The sequence below is a fragment of the Peristeroidobacter soli genome (genome assembly GCF_004138485.1).
GTDB classification, from domain to species: domain Bacteria; phylum Pseudomonadota; class Gammaproteobacteria; order Steroidobacterales; family Steroidobacteraceae; genus Steroidobacter; species Steroidobacter soli.
In genome coordinates this window covers 1,862,079-1,877,572 of sequence record NZ_ML142848.1, presented here as the reverse complement: position 1 = coordinate 1,877,572, position 15,494 = coordinate 1,862,079, and the positions used below count along the sequence as shown (strand labels likewise).

12 protein-coding genes are annotated in these 15,494 nt (G+C 63.3%); 6 read left to right on the top strand and 6 right to left on the bottom strand.

Going from position 1 to position 15,494, the window contains the following annotated elements:
• Positions 1–19: 19 nt before the first annotated feature.
• A complete protein-coding gene (ald, locus tag EKO19_RS07885; RefSeq protein ID WP_129775779.1) occupies positions 20–1,132 on the top strand; it encodes an alanine dehydrogenase in 1,113 nt (370 codons plus the stop codon).
• A gap of 111 nt (positions 1,133–1,243) precedes the next feature.
• Here ald and EKO19_RS07880 read toward each other — a convergent pair whose 3' ends face one another.
• A complete protein-coding gene (locus EKO19_RS07880; RefSeq protein ID WP_129775778.1) occupies positions 1,244–3,118 on the bottom strand; it encodes an MFS transporter in 1,875 nt (624 codons plus the stop codon).
• A 158-nt stretch (positions 3,119–3,276) separates the two neighbouring features.
• On the opposite strand from EKO19_RS07880, the gene EKO19_RS07875 reads away from it, so the two are divergent.
• The 3 genes from EKO19_RS07875 to EKO19_RS07865 all read left to right on the top strand — a co-directional run bounded on the left by EKO19_RS07875 (position 3,277) and on the right by EKO19_RS07865 (position 6,168).
• A complete protein-coding gene (locus tag EKO19_RS07875; protein ID WP_129775777.1) occupies positions 3,277–3,885 on the top strand; it encodes a rhomboid family intramembrane serine protease in 609 nt (202 codons plus the stop codon).
• A 310-nt stretch (positions 3,886–4,195) separates the two neighbouring features.
• On the top strand, positions 4,196–5,590 hold the full coding sequence (locus tag EKO19_RS07870; RefSeq protein ID WP_217705174.1) for an alkaline phosphatase PhoX: 1,395 nt from the start codon (positions 4,196–4,198) through the stop codon (positions 5,588–5,590).
• Between the two features lie 11 nt (positions 5,591–5,601).
• Positions 5,602–6,168 (top strand): VPLPA-CTERM sorting domain-containing protein, encoded by a 567-nt coding sequence (locus EKO19_RS07865; protein ID WP_129775775.1) that lies wholly within the window; start codon positions 5,602–5,604, stop codon positions 6,166–6,168.
• Positions 6,169–6,235: 67 nt separating this feature from the next.
• On the opposite strand, the gene EKO19_RS07860 is transcribed toward EKO19_RS07865, so the two are convergent.
• On the bottom strand, positions 6,236–6,637 hold the full coding sequence (locus EKO19_RS07860) for a VOC family protein (RefSeq protein ID WP_129775774.1): 402 nt from the start codon (positions 6,635–6,637) through the stop codon (positions 6,236–6,238).
• 52 nt (positions 6,638–6,689) lie between these two features.
• On the opposite strand from EKO19_RS07860, the gene EKO19_RS07855 reads away from it, so the two are divergent.
• The gene (locus EKO19_RS07855; RefSeq protein ID WP_129775773.1) at positions 6,690–7,679 is read left to right on the top strand and encodes a S41 family peptidase; all 990 of its coding nucleotides are present in this window, start codon (positions 6,690–6,692) and stop codon (positions 7,677–7,679) included.
• Positions 7,680–7,683: 4 nt separating this feature from the next.
• Here EKO19_RS07855 and EKO19_RS07850 read toward each other — a convergent pair whose 3' ends face one another.
• The 4 genes from EKO19_RS07850 to EKO19_RS07835 form a co-directional block, all read right to left on the bottom strand.
• Positions 7,684–8,796, bottom strand: a complete 1,113-nt coding sequence (locus EKO19_RS07850) for a saccharopine dehydrogenase family protein (RefSeq protein ID WP_129775772.1) — start codon at positions 8,794–8,796, stop codon at positions 7,684–7,686.
• Positions 8,789–9,319 carry a DUF4166 domain-containing protein gene (locus EKO19_RS07845; protein ID WP_129775771.1) on the bottom strand — a complete coding sequence of 177 codons (531 nt, stop codon included), beginning with the start codon at positions 9,317–9,319 and terminating at the stop codon, positions 8,789–8,791. Before EKO19_RS07845 ends, EKO19_RS07850 begins: the two co-directional genes overlap by 8 nt.
• 109 nt (positions 9,320–9,428) lie before the next feature.
• Positions 9,429–12,140 (bottom strand): fused MFS/spermidine synthase, encoded by a 2,712-nt coding sequence (locus tag EKO19_RS07840; protein WP_217705173.1) that lies wholly within the window; start codon positions 12,138–12,140, stop codon positions 9,429–9,431.
• 123 nt (positions 12,141–12,263) lie between these two features.
• Entirely contained in the window at positions 12,264–12,896 is a 633-nt protein-coding gene (locus tag EKO19_RS07835; RefSeq protein WP_129775770.1) for a putative 2OG-Fe(II) oxygenase, read from the bottom strand.
• 208 nt (positions 12,897–13,104) lie between these two features.
• Here EKO19_RS07835 and EKO19_RS07830 point away from each other — a divergent pair, with 208 nt between their 5' ends.
• Positions 13,105–15,357, top strand: a complete 2,253-nt coding sequence (locus EKO19_RS07830; protein ID WP_129775769.1) for a hypothetical protein — start codon at positions 13,105–13,107, stop codon at positions 15,355–15,357.
• Positions 15,358–15,494 lie beyond the last annotated feature (137 nt).

Below are 15,494 nucleotides of genomic sequence, written 5' to 3'. Positions count from 1 at the left end.
GTCGGCTCAGCGAGGTGTTATGCGTATCGGCGTCCCGAAAGAGATCAAGAATCACGAATATCGCGTCGGTCTGGTGCCCGCGGGAGTCCGCGAGCTGGTGGCGTCCGGCCACCAGGTACTGATCCAGAGTACGGCCGGTGCGGGTATCGGGGTTGACGACGCGGCGTACGTCGCGGCGGGCGCCAGGATCGTGGCGACCGCGAAGGAGATCTTCGAAGGGGCTGAGATGGTGGTGAAGGTCAAGGAGCCGCAACTGGTCGAGTGCCAGATGTTGCGTCCGGGTCAGGTGCTGTTCACCTACTTGCATCTCGCGGCCGATGCCGCGCAGGCCAATGCGTTGATGGCGTCCGGTGCGACGGCCATCGCTTATGAAACAGTCACTGCGCCGAATGGTTCATTGCCCCTGCTGACGCCGATGAGTGAAGTGGCGGGTCGCATGTCGGTGCAAGTCGGTGCCACCACGTTGCAGAAAGCGAATGGTGGATTGGGAGTGTTGCTCGGTGGCGTGCCGGGCACGGCGCCCGCGAAAGTCGTGGTGCTCGGTGGCGGTGTGTCGGGTACGGCGGCGGCGGAGATTGCAGTGGGCATGCGCGCCGATGTGACGGTTGTCGATCGCTCGCTGAAGCGTTTGCGCGAGCTCGATGCGTTGTTCGCCGGTCGTTTGAAGACCATGGCCTCGACCGCCGAGGCGATCGAATCGTTGGTGACTCAGGCCGATGTCGTCATCGGCGCCGTGCTGGTGGTAGGCGCCGCCGCGCCGAAGCTGGTGACGCGCGAGATGGTGAGCAAGATGAAGAAGGGCGCGGTGATGGTGGATATTTCCATCGACCAGGGCGGCTGCTTCGAGACCAGCCGGCCGACGACGCATGCCGACCCGACGTACGTCGTCGATGGCGTCATTCATTACTGCGTGACCAACATGCCGGGCGCCGTGCCGCGTACGTCGACGTTTGCGTTGACCAATGCAACGTTGCCCTACGTGAAACAACTGGCGGATCTCGGCGCGGAGAAAGCACTGGCAGCCGATCCGCATCTGGCGGCGGGCTTGAATGTTCATGCCGGCGCCATCACCTGTGAGGCAGTGGCTCGCGATTTGAAACTGGCGTATCGCCCGTATCGCGTCGCGGCTTGATGACAGTACTTTTGAACAAGTGTCACTGCGACCCAAAGATGGTTTCATGACCACCGTCGCATTTTGACCCGATCCCCCTGTTGAGCCCGCCTGGTGCGGGCTTTTTTTGGCCTACTGAGCGGCCCCGCGCAGCGCGACGACGCGTCGTCGCAAGTCATGCACCTCAGCCTGCTCCGGCGGAACCGGCTCGCCCGCTTGCAGCGTGATCTTGGCCAGGAACCGGCGCGGCAAGCGTTTCCACACTTGTTTGTATTTGCGCGAGAGCATCGAGTCCCAGAGTCCGGACAGCGAGAGCGGTACGACCGGCACCGGTGTTTCTTTCAGGATGCGCATCATGCCGGCGCGGAACTCGCCGATCTCGCCATCGGGTGTGAGTCGGCCTTCGGGAAAAATACAAACCAGATTGCCATCGCGCAGCTCGGCCGCAACCAGTTGGAAGGCGCGCTCGTACACTTCCGGGTCTTCCTTCTGAGGCGCCACCGGGATCGCTTTCATGCCGCGGAAGAGGGTGCTCAATACCGGAATCTTGAAGATGCTGCTTTCCATGATGAAACGGATGGGGCGCGGGCACGCGGCCGAGATCACGATGGCATCGGCGAAGCCCACGTGATTGCAGATCAACAGCGCCGGGCCGTGCTCGGGAATGTTCTCGATGCCACGACGCTCGAGCCGATACACGAAGTGGATCAGCAGCCACGCGACGAAGCGCAACAGGAACTCGGGCACCAGACTGTAGATATAAATGGCGACGAACGCGTTCAGCACGCCGGTCAGCAGTAACAGTTGGGGAATCGTCAGCCCGAAATGCAGCGCGAGGGCCGCGACGCCGGCGGCGACGACCATGAACACCGCGTTGAGAATGCTGTTCGCACCGATGACGCGCGACATGACTTCGCGACGCGTGCGTTGTTGAACCATCGCGTACAGCGGCACGATGAACAAACCGCCGAACAGACCGATCAGCGCCATATCCATCAGTACACGCCAGGAGCCCGGCGCGTGGATGAAGTCGCGCGCCGACAGGTTGGTGCCCGCCATCGCAGGCGTCGCGAGATACAGATCGACTGCGAACACCGTGAGGCCGATCGAGCCGAACGGCACCAGGCCGATTTCGACCTGGCGACCGGACAAGCGCTCGCAGAGCAAAGAGCCGATGCCCACGCCGGCGGAGAACATCACCAGCAGCACCGTCACGACTTCTTCGCTGCCGCCGAGCACGTCCTTGGTGTAGAGCGGCAGTTGCGCGAGCACCAGCGCGCCGTAGAACCAGAACCACGAGATGCCGAGGATGGATAGAAAGACCGTGCGCGACTCGCCGGCAGCGCGCAGGTTTTCCCAGGTCGAGGTCCACGGGCGCCAATCGATCTTCAGCGTCGGCGCCGCGGGCTGCAGTTTCGGAATCGCCAGACTGCTCAGAAAGCCCAACAATGCAATGGCCACGAGCGTCGTCACGATCAACGCGGTGCCGCCATGGGCCGCGAGCAGGCCGGCGATGAGTGTGCCGAGCACAATCGCGACGAACGTGCCCATCTCCACCATGGCATTGCCGCCGACCAGTTCCGAGTCGCGCAGGACTTCCGGCAACAAGCCGTACTTGGCGGGGGCGAAGAAGGTGGAGTGCATGCCCATCAGGAACAGGGCAGCGAGCAACACTTCTATATCGTGGGTGGCGAAGCCGAAGCCCGCGACGCCCATGATGGCGATCTCGGCCGCCTTGACGAACTTCAGCACCCGCGCCTTGTCGTAGCGATCCGCCAGCTGCCCGGCCATGCCCGAGAACAGCACGAACGGCAGGATGAACAGGCCGGCGGCGATGTTGGTCAGCAGCGACGGTTCCAGCCGGGTGTAGCTCGCTGCCTGGTAGGTTGCGAGGATAACGAGCGTGTTCTTGTAGACATTGTCGTTGAACGCGCCGAGCGCCTGGGCGCCGAAGAACGGCAGGAAACGGCGTTGGACCAGCAGTTTGAATTGTGATTGTTCGGCCATTGAGCCGCATCCTACACTTTCGGGGAACTGCTGCGCCCGACCACGGTCGAAATCCGCGACCCCTTGCTGTAACCTCGATCCCCCTATGAGCCCACCGCATGGTGGGCTTTTGTTTCGGGCCCGCTTTAATCGCCACGGCCCGCCCGCATAGAGTTTCGATGCCCAGCATTACCCCGCTCAACAAAGCACTGATCCTGATCAATGTCGTGATGTTCGGCCTGCAGTATCTGCTGGGCGGGCTGATCGACGTGCTGTTCGCGTTGTGGCCACCACAGGGCGAGCAGTACGGCTACCCGGCCTTCCATGTCTGGCAGCTGTTGACGTACGGGTTCCTGCATGGCGGCGTGGCGCATCTGTTCTTCAACATGTTCGCGCTGTTCATGTTCGGTTCGGACATCGAGCGGCTGTTCGGCTCGCGGCGTTATCTCTTCTACTACTTGATGTGTGTGATCGGCGCGGCGGCCATGCATCTGATCGTCACGACGGCCACGGGTGGAATGTCGGGACCGGTGATCGGCGCGTCGGGCGGCGTGTTCGGTTTGCTGCTCGCCTACGGCATGGCGTTTCCTCGTCGCATGCTGATGCTGATATTTCCTCCGATTCCGATGCCGGCGTGGTTGTTCGTCACGCTGTACGGCATCTTCGAACTGGTGATGGGCGTGACTCAGACCGCGTCGGGCATCGCGCACTTCGCGCATCTGGGCGGCATGGCCACCGGCTTCGTGATCATTCGTTACTGGCAGGCGCAACGACGTCGACAACGCTAATCTGACGTCGCTGTCAGTTTACGTATGACAGGGGCGCGAGCTCATGCGCGCTTGGTCATTGAGCGTTCGCGCCCACGCCATCTTCATTAAACACCTTCGCTGAACAATCCTCGCGCCGCGCCAGCAGTCGCAAGCCACGGCTTCGTTCTCTGCTGCCCGGCACATTTCATTTCCAAGAACTGTGAGGGGTTCAGCAATGACCGATCAAACTCGTGAGCCGAGCGCGGACGACGAAGCTCGCCAAAAGTCGCGCCTTTTGGCGAGCGTGCCGAAAGGGCCTCGGCCGCTTTCGGCCGAAGAAGTCGTTCCGGTGGCCAATCGTCGTGAATTCATTCGTAACGGTGTGGTGGGTGCCGCATCGATTTCTTTCGCCGCGATGCTCGCGCGTCGCGAAGTCAGTGCGGCCGAGCTGCCGTACTCGGACGATTATGGTCCGGTCGCTCCGGTCAACGATCTCACCACCGGCCTGCCGCTGATCGCGTTGCCTGCCGGCTTCACGTATCGCAGCTACGGCTGGACCGGTCAGCCGATGGCTGACGGCCAGCGCACGCCGAGCCTGCATGACGGCATGGCCGTCGTCGCGGCGAAGGGCAGCCAGATCGTGATGGTTCGCAATCATGAACAGGGCACCGGCGGTGTCGCGTTCAACGCGCCTGCGGCTTACGACCCGACCTATGCCCGCGGCGGCACGACCAACGTGTTGTTCGATACTGCGACGGGTAAGTTCGTGAGCTCGTATGCGTCGCTGACGGGCACGGTGCGTAACTGCGCCGGCGGCCGTACGCCTTGGGGTTCGTGGCTGAGCTGCGAAGAAGCGGGCGATGTTTCTCCGGCCGGCGTGCGTCACGGCTGGATCTTCGAAGTACCGGGCTACGGCGCGGCGACCGGTCAGCCGCTGCGCGCGATGGGCAAGTCGGAGTGGGAAGCTGTTGCTGTCGATCCGGCCACTGGCATCGTGTATCAGACGGAAGACGTTACGCCGAGCGCGTTCTACAAGTTCGTGCCGAATCAGTACGGCAAGCTGCACATGGGCGGCACGCTGTGGGCGATGAAAGTGGTCGGCACCGACAACTTCAACTTCAGTGGCATCGGCGGTGTGTACGTCGACTTCCCGGTCGGCACCACCTGGAGCACCGAGTGGGTGCAAGTGACGGACGTCGAAGCGATCAACGGTCGCGTCTACAACTCCGCTCCGGGGCGCGCGGGCTTCGCACGCTTGGAAGGCGCTTACTACGACAGCGGAAAGATCTATTTCGTCAGCACCAGCGGCGGCGTCGCTCGCCAGGGGCAGGTGTTCTGCTACGACCCGCGTCGTGAGACCTTGACGATGGTGTTCAACTCGGCCGGTGCCGGTATCGGCAACAACATGGTCAACATGCCGGACAACATCGCTGTCAGCCCGCGCGGCGGCATCGTGCTGTGCGAAGACGGTGGCAACAGCATCCAGCGTCTGCGTGGTCTGACTCAGAGTGGCGGCACGTTCATCTTCGCGGAAAACCGCATGAACTTCACCGCCGCTCAGCTGCAGCAGGCCGATGCGGCGTTGAATGCAGGTGGCAACATCACCGCGCTCATCCCGCCGGGCAACTACACCAACACCGAGTGGTGTGGCGCGACCTTCTTCGAGAAGTGGATGTTCGTGAACCTGCAGACGCCGGGCATCACGCTGGCGATCACGGGTCCCTGGGACAACGGCGCGCTGTAAGGAGTGTCGCAATGAGAAACATCATTCGTGCGGTATGGCTGTGGGCCGTGCTGTTGTTGCCGGTGTCGTCGTTCGCTCAAGTGCTGAGCGGCGATCTCACCGGCGGCGGCACGGTCGAGAGCAGCGTCACCAGCTCCAGCGCCTGGATCGAGTCGAACGCAATCGATGGCGACCAGGTCAACTTCTGGTCGTTCAGCGCGAACGCGGGCGATGTGCTGTCCATCGTGGTGCAGTCCTCGGCGATCGAGTTCGGCGTGAGTGTGTATCAGGGCGTGGTCGAACAGATGGAGCTGTTCATTCCGGGCTTCAGCAACTACGGCGATTTCGGTGACAACCTTTTTGTCGCCGGCACCAATCCCGTGACTGGCGCGATCGGCACCAGCCTGCTGAACCTGGTATTGCCTGCGAGCGGCGTGTACACGATCGCCGTCGGCGGCGAGTCGGGCTTCCCGCTGGAAGGCATCTTCGCCTACTCCATGGACGTGAGCATCACCCCGGTGCCGCTGCCGGCCGCGTTCTGGCTGCTCGGCTCGGCGCTCGCCGGCATGGGCGTCGTCCGTCGCCGTCGCACTGCTTGAGGAATAGTTGACCGGAACGGATTCCTGACTTGAAGGCCGCGCCGCTCGTGGGTGCGGCCTTCGTTGTTCATGCCATGTCGCCGCGATGGACGATGTGAACTTTGTTGCCGTCGGGATCGCGAAGATAGGCGCCGTAGTAGCCTTTGCCGTAGTGGAGGCGTTCGCCGGGTGGGCCTTCGTCGGAGCCGCCGGCGGCGATGCCGGCATGATAGGCCTGATCGACGGCGGCGGGATTGGGGGCCAGGAAGGCGACCATCGTGCCGTTGCCCGCCGACGCTGCCTTTTTGTTGAACGGCATCGTGATGTAGAAGCGGGGCAGAGCACGATCGGGTGCGATCCAGCACGCGCAGTCGGGCCCGCCATCGGGAATGACTTGTCGGCGTTGCAATCCGATGGGAAGAAGTATGGCGTCGTAGAACGCCTCCGCGCGTGGCAGATCCCGAGTTCCGAGATGGACATGACTGAACATGGCGCGGTCTCTATTATTGAAGGCGAGCCAGTCTGGAATTTGAAGGAAACATATGGCGGGGATCAAGTCGGCAGTCGCAATCGTTGCGTCACTCTTCATCACGGCCGCCTATGGCGCGCCGATTACCGACACCGATCGTAAGCGAGTGCTCGATGCCGTCATTGCGCACTTGGAAACAGAGTACATCGATCCAGTGGTAGGCAAGCGTGCCGCCAAACGACTGCGCGACAGGTCGGTTCGAGCGTTGCTGGAGAATGCCGGCGACGGCACGGCGGTTGCGGAGGCACTGAGAGATAAGTTGCGGGCCGAGACGGGCGACGGTCATCTCAATGTCGAATATTCCGAGAAGGAGCTGCCTTCTGATCAGGCCGCCGCGGATGCGGAGTTCAACGAGCAGGAGATGGAGCGCTACTACGGCGCGCACGTCAACTTCGGCGTGCGTAAAGCGGAGCGTCTCGCAAACAACGTCGGCCTGCTCGACTTAGCGGTGTTCCCTCCGTCCAGCATGGGAGGCGATACGGTCGCCGCGGCAATGCAGGTCATTGCTCACACGGACGCGCTCATCATCGATTTGCGTCGGAACGGCGGTGGCATGGATACAGTCGCGTTGGTTGCCAGCTATCTCTTCGATACGCAGCAACCGCTCAGCGGTACTTACAACCGCCCGACCGGCAAGACCACGCAGAATTTCACACTGCCCTACGTTCCGGGTGCGAAGTTCGGTGGGACCAAGCCCGTGTACGTGCTGACATCGAAGCGAACGTTCTCGGCCGCGGAAGCGTTGGCCTACGATCTGCAGGCGCTGAAGCGCGCGACCATCGTGGGCGAACCATCGGGCGGGGGCGCGCATCCATTTACATACAAGCGCATTCATCCGCACTTCGTGCTGTGGTCAGTCGTGGAGAAGTCGCTGAATCCCATCACTGGCGGCAATTGGCAAGGTGTGGGGGTGCAGCCCGAAGTGGTTATCGACCAGGCGCAGGCCTTGGACAAGGCACTCGAATTGATCGCCGAGCAGAAGCAGGACCGGCCGGCGAAATAATGACTCAGCCCACGACGACGCGCAGGTCGAGACCATCGCCGATGGAGATGATGTCGTCCACGGTGAGCAGGCCCATGCATGGCATGGCGCCGCGTGCGGCGACTTCATCGCGAATCAGTTTGCGGGCCAGCGCGATGGCAGGGAAGCAGGGAATGAACGGGCCGTGATCCTGATCGGCCAAGAGAAACCAGTTGCGTACCGCGGGCTCGCCGTTCAAAGCGGTGCCGCGAATCGTCACATGCATGGCGCTGCGCTTCGAGCCGAAAGGGGCGAGGGTGCTGGCGGTGCGATGGAGTGCGGGCACCCAACTGCGCAATGAGGTGAGCAATCCGACTCGCACCAGCCAGGAAGCAAACCACAGCCCAATCATGCTCGATGCCGGGCCGACGCCGGCGCGGAACTGCACGGTCTGCACCGGTCGATATCGTTCAGGAAACAAATCCAGGTCGGGAACATCGCAGTTCGCGATCCAGCGTCCCTGGATCGGGGTGGGATACAAACGATGCGTCAGATCCTGCCAGCCGCGCACTTGCTGCCACTGGCCGTCGCGCCATTGTTTGAAGGGCTTGCCCGCGTAGGCGAGCACACCATCCATCGTCGCTTTGCCCGGCGGCCGCGCGCCGGAGGTGATGCCGTGATCGATGCTCTCGATCGATGAGAACTGCGCGCCGAGGGCGTCGACGACGGCGGATGAAAGTGCAGGCACGGAACTCGCGCCGCTGACGACGAGCGTGTCATTGAGCTTCGCTTCTTCATCGAGAGCCCTGATGCCGCATACGAATCCGCGCCCGTCGGCGAGATCGAGGTAGTGAGCATGGGCGGCGATGCAAGCGCGGGGTACGGCATAGTCCTGTCCTTGGAAAGGCCCGGCGGTATGAACGACGATCGACGCGCCCACCTTGCGCAGTTCAGCGGTGAAGTCTCCCGCGCTAGCATCGAGACGAAGCGGCTCCGCCGAGCCGCCGATCTCCTGCGCGACGGCCGCGGCCTGCTGCAAATCACGCCCGGAAACAAATACGCGAGCGCCTGGCTCACGGGCCAGCGCGCCGACGATGCGGCGGCCGAAGTTGCCATAGCCACCGAGGACGACGACGGACTTCATCGCCCGGTCACTCATGTTCGACCAACCATCCTTTGTAATGAATGACGAGACCGATACCGCGCACGTGCGCGCTCACATCGAAGGCGTAGCGCCCGTCGTCGAGGGATTCGGTCGCTCCGCATTTCAGCAGCCAGGTCAGCGGCACAGGAAACAATGCCAGACGCGCGCTGTACAAGGACCAAACGATACGATCCTGCTGTGCAGACAGGTCGAAGGCCAGCACGATCGGTCCGAGCCGCTCTTCCATTCGTTGCCGGCGATAGTTCAGTCGCGATTGCATGCGTTGCTTGCCGAACTTTCGTATCCAGTCCTCGCTGCTCGCCGTGACATTGACGATGACTTCGATGGGGGCGTCGGTCCGGGCGATGGGCAGGCCTGCGAGGCGGGCAATAGTTCTGGCGATCGGACCGCCGCCGCGAATGTCACATCGGCCGACGTACCGTTTGGAGCGGCGGGCGTCGTGAATGCTCTTGAGAGCGGGCGGCAGAGCTTCGAAAGCCGGGCCGAGAAGCCTCGAATACAAGGACGGTGCTGACATGAGCCACTGGTTGATCGGCGTGTGCCGATTATAGGGGGTGTCGATCCCGCCAGCGACGTCGGGCGCGGATTTCAGTGGCGTCGAATGTTTCGGCGGCGTCGACGCCGGCTCATTGCGCCTGTGAGTCGATCTCGCTCAACAATCGCGCGGCTTCCGGCCGATCGGGCTGTGCCTGCTGCAATTCGCTCAGCAAGGAGCGCGCGGCGGCACCATCCACGCCGGCCAGCGCGGCCGCCATGCGGACCAGTGGATCGTAAGCGGGGCGAAAATCCGGACTGAGGTGCAGCACTTCGAGCAGCGGGTCGCGCACTTGCGCCAGCATGTCGCGAACGTCGGAGGTGGGCCGCACAGCGCGACCGGCGGCGATGAAACGATTGCGAGCGCTCCAATAAGCCGCGAGCCGGCGATCCCAGTCTGAGTGTTGCCCGCCGCTCAGGATTTCTTCCGGGCTGACGGTCACGGCGCCCAGCAATTGCAGCAATCGTTCACGCGGTGTCGATGTGGGCGAGTAAGTGATATTCGGTGCGCGGTACGCGACGATCGGACGGTCGTCGGTGTTGAGTGGCGCGGTGCCGGCAAATGTTTGCAGTGCCTGAGGGCCGGCGAAGAAATTGCCGAGCAGGGCGAGGTCGTCCGTAAGGCCGAAGCCTTGCACGTTGTAGGCGCGTGCTGCGGAGAGTTGAGTGCGCACTTCGTCGCGGCTGAAGAGCTCGCCATCGCGGTGAGCGATCAAGCCGACGGTGGGTGTGTCCAAGCTGAGCGTTGCGAGTACTGCCGCGCCGTGCGGATACACGGCCATGAACGAGCGAACGATGCTGCGCAGGGTGTCGAGATCGAGCTGATGCAGCGGCAACCACTGGCAGAACACGCCGCCGTCCGACAGCCGTTGGCGGACGGCTTCGAAGTGCTCGACTGTATATAAAGAAGCCGAGCCGCTGCGGGCGGGGTGGAAGTTGTCGGCGACGATCACATCGTAGCGTTGCTCGCTGGTGCGGATGAAGCGTCGTGCGTCGGCGCTCATCGTGTGCATGCGGGAGCGGTCGGCGTTGCTCGAGTAGGCGCTTTCGAAGTGAGCGGCGGCGTCGATGACCTCCGGGACCAGTTCGACAACGTCGACTTGCAGATTGGGTTGCAGCGTCGCCGAGGACGAGGTCAGGCCGGTGCCCAGGCCAAGAAACAACGCGTGTTTCGGGTTCGGGTGGAGCAGGACGGGCAGGAGTGCCTGCCGTGCGTCCGCGAGCAGCGTGGCGCTGCTGCCTTCCTGTTGCCGGTTGTTGATATGAAGGGTCGCGATGCCGGACTCGTCTTCGATCACGCTGACGCTGGCCATCACGCCTTCGAAATAACTCACCAGCCGGCCGCCCTCGGGAATGTGAGTATTGTGGAGCGACGGGCCCCAGATGATGCCTGCGGCGGTGGCGGCGATCAGTGCCCATTGCACGGGGCGCGACCAGGTCTGTCTCGCGGCTAGTAACAAGTAGCCCGCGGAGATCAGGAGCAATGCTGTTTTCAATCCCAGCATGGGCAGGAGCACGACGCCGAATAAGAGCGGAGCGATGGCTGCGCCGAGCGTGTTCACACCGATGGCGTGGCCGAAGCTGATGCCGCCGTCACGGGCGCTGGTGCTCAGGTGGCTGAAGAGGGCGCCCATTACGATTGTGGGCAGCAGGAATGCGAGGATGGCTATCGCCACTTCGCCGGCGAGCGCAGCGGTTACGCTCGGGCCGAGCAGGGCGATCAGCGAGTTCTTGATGTCGTCGGCGCCGGTGAGGAGGAGGGAGCCGAGGAGGCAGGTGGCGGCGAGGGTTTGAATCAGAGCGGTGAGTAGGTTGTCGGTGGCCGCGCCGCTCGGCGCTGCGCGCGAGCTTGCTACTGAGTTCGCGGCGGTTGATGTAGCGTCGCCTGGCGGGGCCTTGCGAGCCAGCCAGCGGCCATAGATCGCCGCGCCGAGCGCGGTGCCGATCAGGTAGACCGCGAGCAGCAGCGCAAACGTATAGACCGTGTTCTCGGCGACCTGACTGAGCGCGCGAACGACCAGCACTTCGTAGCCGATGCCGAGCAAGCCCGTCGCGCCGAGTAATAAGAGAATGTGCGACGGACGGCGCGCGGTTTCGATCCCTCGCTCGCGCTCACGGTTCGAGCCCTTCGTTTGCAAACTCAGCGCCACGGCCGCGCAGGCGAAGTTCAGCACCGCACACGCCAGGGCGGAATGAGCCAATCCGAGCTGCGGCACGAGCCAGAACGCAGCCGCGATCACGCCGACGACGGCGCCGGCCGTATTCGCCGCATACAGCGCGCTGATCGAGATATTCCTAACGGAGGTCGCCGCGAACACGCGTTCCATCGCCGGCAGCGTCGCTCCCATTGCCACCGTCGCAGGAAGCAGCAGTACCGCCGTGCCGAAGAAGGCGACGAACCAATGCCACGACGCCGACGGTTGCGGGCCAATCAAGCCAAGCAACGCACTCGACGCCGGCTCGAGCAACGTCGCGAGCGTCAGGCTCCAGACGCCGATGACAACCTCACAGCCCGCGTACCAACGCGCCGGTCGCGCACTCCGATCGATGCGAGAGCCGAGCGTCAGGGCACCCAGCGCCAATCCGCCGAAGAACGCCGCCACGACCGCGAGCACGGCCGCCGACTCGTGGCCGAGCCAGGACGTGCTCTGTTGGGTCCAGACGATTTGATAAGCGAGCCCGGCGAAGCCGGACGCGACCATCAACAGACAAGCCAGCGCGATGTGACGCGACCGACCGCACTCCAGGCCGCGCGCCTCGGCCGCGCCGCTCGACGGCCCCAATAGTTGTTCGCTAAGGGCCATGGCCATCTCGCCACTCGATACCGCTACTGGGTTCACTACTGGCCATGGTCATCTCGCGATATCCGGCGACGGCTCGTGACATGGCAACGTGTCGAATTCGATAGTTGCTGGAATCGGGTCGGCTCAGCCGCTGAACCCGATCTTGTATCCCCACGAATCCAGCTGGGCCGGAATCGCGTTGAACGCCAGCGTGATCCGGCGCTCGCCCGGGTTGGGGGGCACGGCGTGCATGATGTAGCTGGGAAACAGCACGATGTCGCCCGGGTCCGGCTGAGGACTGATCCATTTCTCGGCGTTGAACGGGCCGGTGACCACGCCTTCATGATCGTTCTTGAAGGAGAACTCCGTGCCGCCCGGCGACTTCATGAACACGGTGCGGGAATCCGGATGGGTCGGCGTCAGGTAGGCGACGCCGGAGATAAACGAGTTGGCGTGGTTGTGCATCGACTGCCGGCCGCCGGTGTCGAGCAGGTTCACCCACATCTCTTTCAGCGACCACGGCAGGCGCTCGCCGAATAGCAGCGCACCAAACTCGGCGAGCAGCGGCGTTATCACCGTGGCCGCGGTAATCAGCAGCGGGCTGTCGGAGGGCTTCAGCATCGAGGTGTGCGAAAGATTGGCTGAAGAATTATTTAGAGTGCGGGCGTGCGCGCTGAAGTGAGCGACCAGTCCATCGACCAGCTGACGTGGCAGCGCGCCCGGTATCTTCATGACCGGCGTGGGAAAAAGACTGAAAACTTCGGGCGTACCGGCCATTTCCACAGACTGCTTCGGTGAACTCGCGCGACTGCGCAACCTTCTATTGTAGGAGCCCGATTGCTACGGCATCGTGACAGTCGCGAAGACGCAGTTCTCGGCTCGGGTCCAAGCATCATCTAGCGTTCACAATGTAGTCATATCGCCCTTCTACGCTGCGGGTCCTTCTCACAACACACCCGATAGCTTGAAGGGAGCTGCGAAACAAATGAGAGTTGCAATCACCCGGACCCAGATCGCGACAGCGGTCGCGGCGGTACTCAGTGCGGCCACGATGGCCCCAGCGTTAGCCAAGGACTCCGGCAAACCCGCGGTTGAAGTCGGCCCGCGTGCCGAAGGCGTGTACGCCACCGGCGACTTCCACAATCACACCACCTGCTCCGACGGCTCCATCTCGATGCAGAAGCTGATCAAGAAGGTGACGGACACCCAGGACACCCCGTGGGGTCTGGATTGGTTCGTGCAGGCCGGTCACGGCGGCAACGGCAATCGCAATTGCACGCTCGTCGAAGATGCGTCGCTGAGCAGCGAGCCGTATCCGTTCGTCGAAGGTCGCGGCCCGACCACCACTTGGGCGAACAGCATCGGCGCCGCCGCCGTGAAGGGCAACACCGGCTCTTCCGACGGCAGCTCGAGCACTCCACTGTCTTCGCAGGCCAGCCCGAGCATGTGGCGTTGGCAGTCGCTGCAGGAACTGCAGTACCCGGTCGCCGAGTACCTGAGCGGTCAGAAGGGCCTGCCGGTGTTCGTCGGCATGGAATCGGTCGTCGCCGGTCACGAGCACACCTCGATGTCCGTCGTCAGCGGCCAGGTGGTCGGCAAGAACGGCGTCGTGGGCCCGGGCAGCTACGTGCCGGTCGGCGATGCCAACGCGCTCGCTCAGTGGTCGTACTGCTTCGATCGCGGTGACACCGACAACAGCCGCGGTGGCGCCAACAACTGGGATTGCTCGGTGCCCGGCATCGACTATTCCACCAACCCGGATTGGAAGGCGAATGCTGCCAAGCTGTTCCCCGCCGGCGGCGTGGGCAGCGGCGTGCGCGGCCACAACAAGACGGTCGACGCGCTGAAGTGGATGGCCAGCTACCACCCGTACACCAGCTACTACGTCCCGGCGCATCTCGAGCGCGCTGGACCGTTCAACCCGGACGGCAACAACGGCTTCAACATCGAGCACCTGCGTAACTTCAACAACGCGGCGCCGAAGGTTGCGTTCGGTTTCGAGAGCCAGCCGGGTCACGGCGCTTCCGACAACCGTGGCGAGTACAGCCCGGACCGTAACAGCATCGGTGGCGTGCGCGTCGACAGCGTCGGCGGCACGACGTGGGGCGGCACCGGCGTGTATGCCGGCCAGGTCGGCGGCGTGTGGGACGCGCTGCTGGGTGAAGGTCGCAACTGGTGGTTCTTCGCCAGCTCCGACTGGCACAACCGCGGCAGCTTCTCTGCCGACGATCGCCGTTCGACTCAGGACTTCTATCCCGGCGAATATCAGCGCGATTACGTGATGGTCCGCAAGACCAGCCGCGACAAGGGCGGCCCGGCGAATCCGCAGGAGATCGTGGACGGTCTGCGCAGCGGCAACAGCTTCGCGGCGTCCGGTCAGCTGATCGATCGTCTGGCGTTCGTGGCCTGCTCCGACAATCGCTTCAAGGGCGACGCAGGCGCGGCCGAGCTGGAAGCGATCGCTCTGCAGGCGGCGAAGAACGGCACTGAAGTGAACATCAATGCCAACTGCGCGGTCATGGGCGAGAAGCTCAAGATCAACAACAACGACGACGTGCTCGTGACCGTCGTGGTTCGCGATCCGTCCGGCACCAACTACTCGCCGTACACCTTCCCGAACCCCTCGCTGCTCCAGATCAGCAAGACTCAGCCGCTCAACAAGCCCGAGCTCGATCACTTCGACGTGATCAGCGGCCTGGTGACCGGCATGATCAAGCCGAGCCTGGCGAACTACTCGGGTCAGTGGCCGGACAACTGGGTCGACAATCCGGACATGAACACGGTGCCCGCGGGTGCGAAGAACACCTCGGCCGGCGTGGTCAAGACGTTCGGCAACGGCACCTGGACGACGGATGGCGATTACAAGGTGGCTTCCTTCCGTCTCTCCGGCGTGAAGGCCACGCAGTACCTGCGTCTGCGCGGCTCCAACCTGCCGGCCTCCGTGCCTTACGAGACCGATGCGGACGGCAACCCGCTGGCGGACATCTACACGAATGCGAGCGATGCGTCGAAGTTGCGCATCCCCTGCACGACGCAGATGACCACGCAGATTCCGGCCAACACGGTCTACACCGGCACCAGCATCGACGGCTGCCCGGCTCACCTGGCGCGCTTCCCGGCCGTCACCGGCCAGCAGTACGTCAGCTATGACGTGGCCGCCTGGTCGGATCTGTGGTTCTACAGCAACCCGATCTTCATCGAAGTGAAGAACGGCACGATCGTCGCTAACGTGAAGTAACCCTTCCGTTATCGAGGAGCCATCCGAACGCCGCGCGGCAACGCGCGGCGTTCATTTGTTTGAAGGTACAGGGATGTACCTCGCCGCCGCAGGTGGCGAGCGGAGAGAAAAAAACCACGCTTTTTTTCTCGTAGCAC

Coding starts and splice junctions, on each gene's coding strand:
- ald (WP_129775779.1), top strand. CDS start 20: ATGCGTATCGGCGTCCCGAAAGAGATCAAGAATCACGAATATCGCGTC.
- EKO19_RS07880 (WP_129775778.1), bottom strand. CDS start 3,118: ATGGCCGAACAATCACAATTCAAACTGCTGGTCCAACGCCGTTTCCTG.
- EKO19_RS07875 (WP_129775777.1), top strand. CDS start 3,277: ATGCCCAGCATTACCCCGCTCAACAAAGCACTGATCCTGATCAATGTC.
- EKO19_RS07865 (WP_129775775.1), top strand. CDS start 5,602: ATGAGAAACATCATTCGTGCGGTATGGCTGTGGGCCGTGCTGTTGTTG.
- EKO19_RS07860 (WP_129775774.1), bottom strand. CDS start 6,637: ATGTTCAGTCATGTCCATCTCGGAACTCGGGATCTGCCACGCGCGGAG.
- EKO19_RS07855 (WP_129775773.1), top strand. CDS start 6,690: ATGGCGGGGATCAAGTCGGCAGTCGCAATCGTTGCGTCACTCTTCATC.
- EKO19_RS07850 (WP_129775772.1), bottom strand. CDS start 8,796: ATGAGTGACCGGGCGATGAAGTCCGTCGTCGTCCTCGGTGGCTATGGC.
- EKO19_RS07845 (WP_129775771.1), bottom strand. CDS start 9,319: ATGTCAGCACCGTCCTTGTATTCGAGGCTTCTCGGCCCGGCTTTCGAA.
- EKO19_RS07840 (WP_217705173.1), bottom strand. CDS start 12,140: ATGGCCCTTAGCGAACAACTATTGGGGCCGTCGAGCGGCGCGGCCGAG.
- EKO19_RS07835 (WP_129775770.1), bottom strand. CDS start 12,896: ATGGCCGGTACGCCCGAAGTTTTCAGTCTTTTTCCCACGCCGGTCATG.
- EKO19_RS07830 (WP_129775769.1), top strand. CDS start 13,105: ATGAGAGTTGCAATCACCCGGACCCAGATCGCGACAGCGGTCGCGGCG.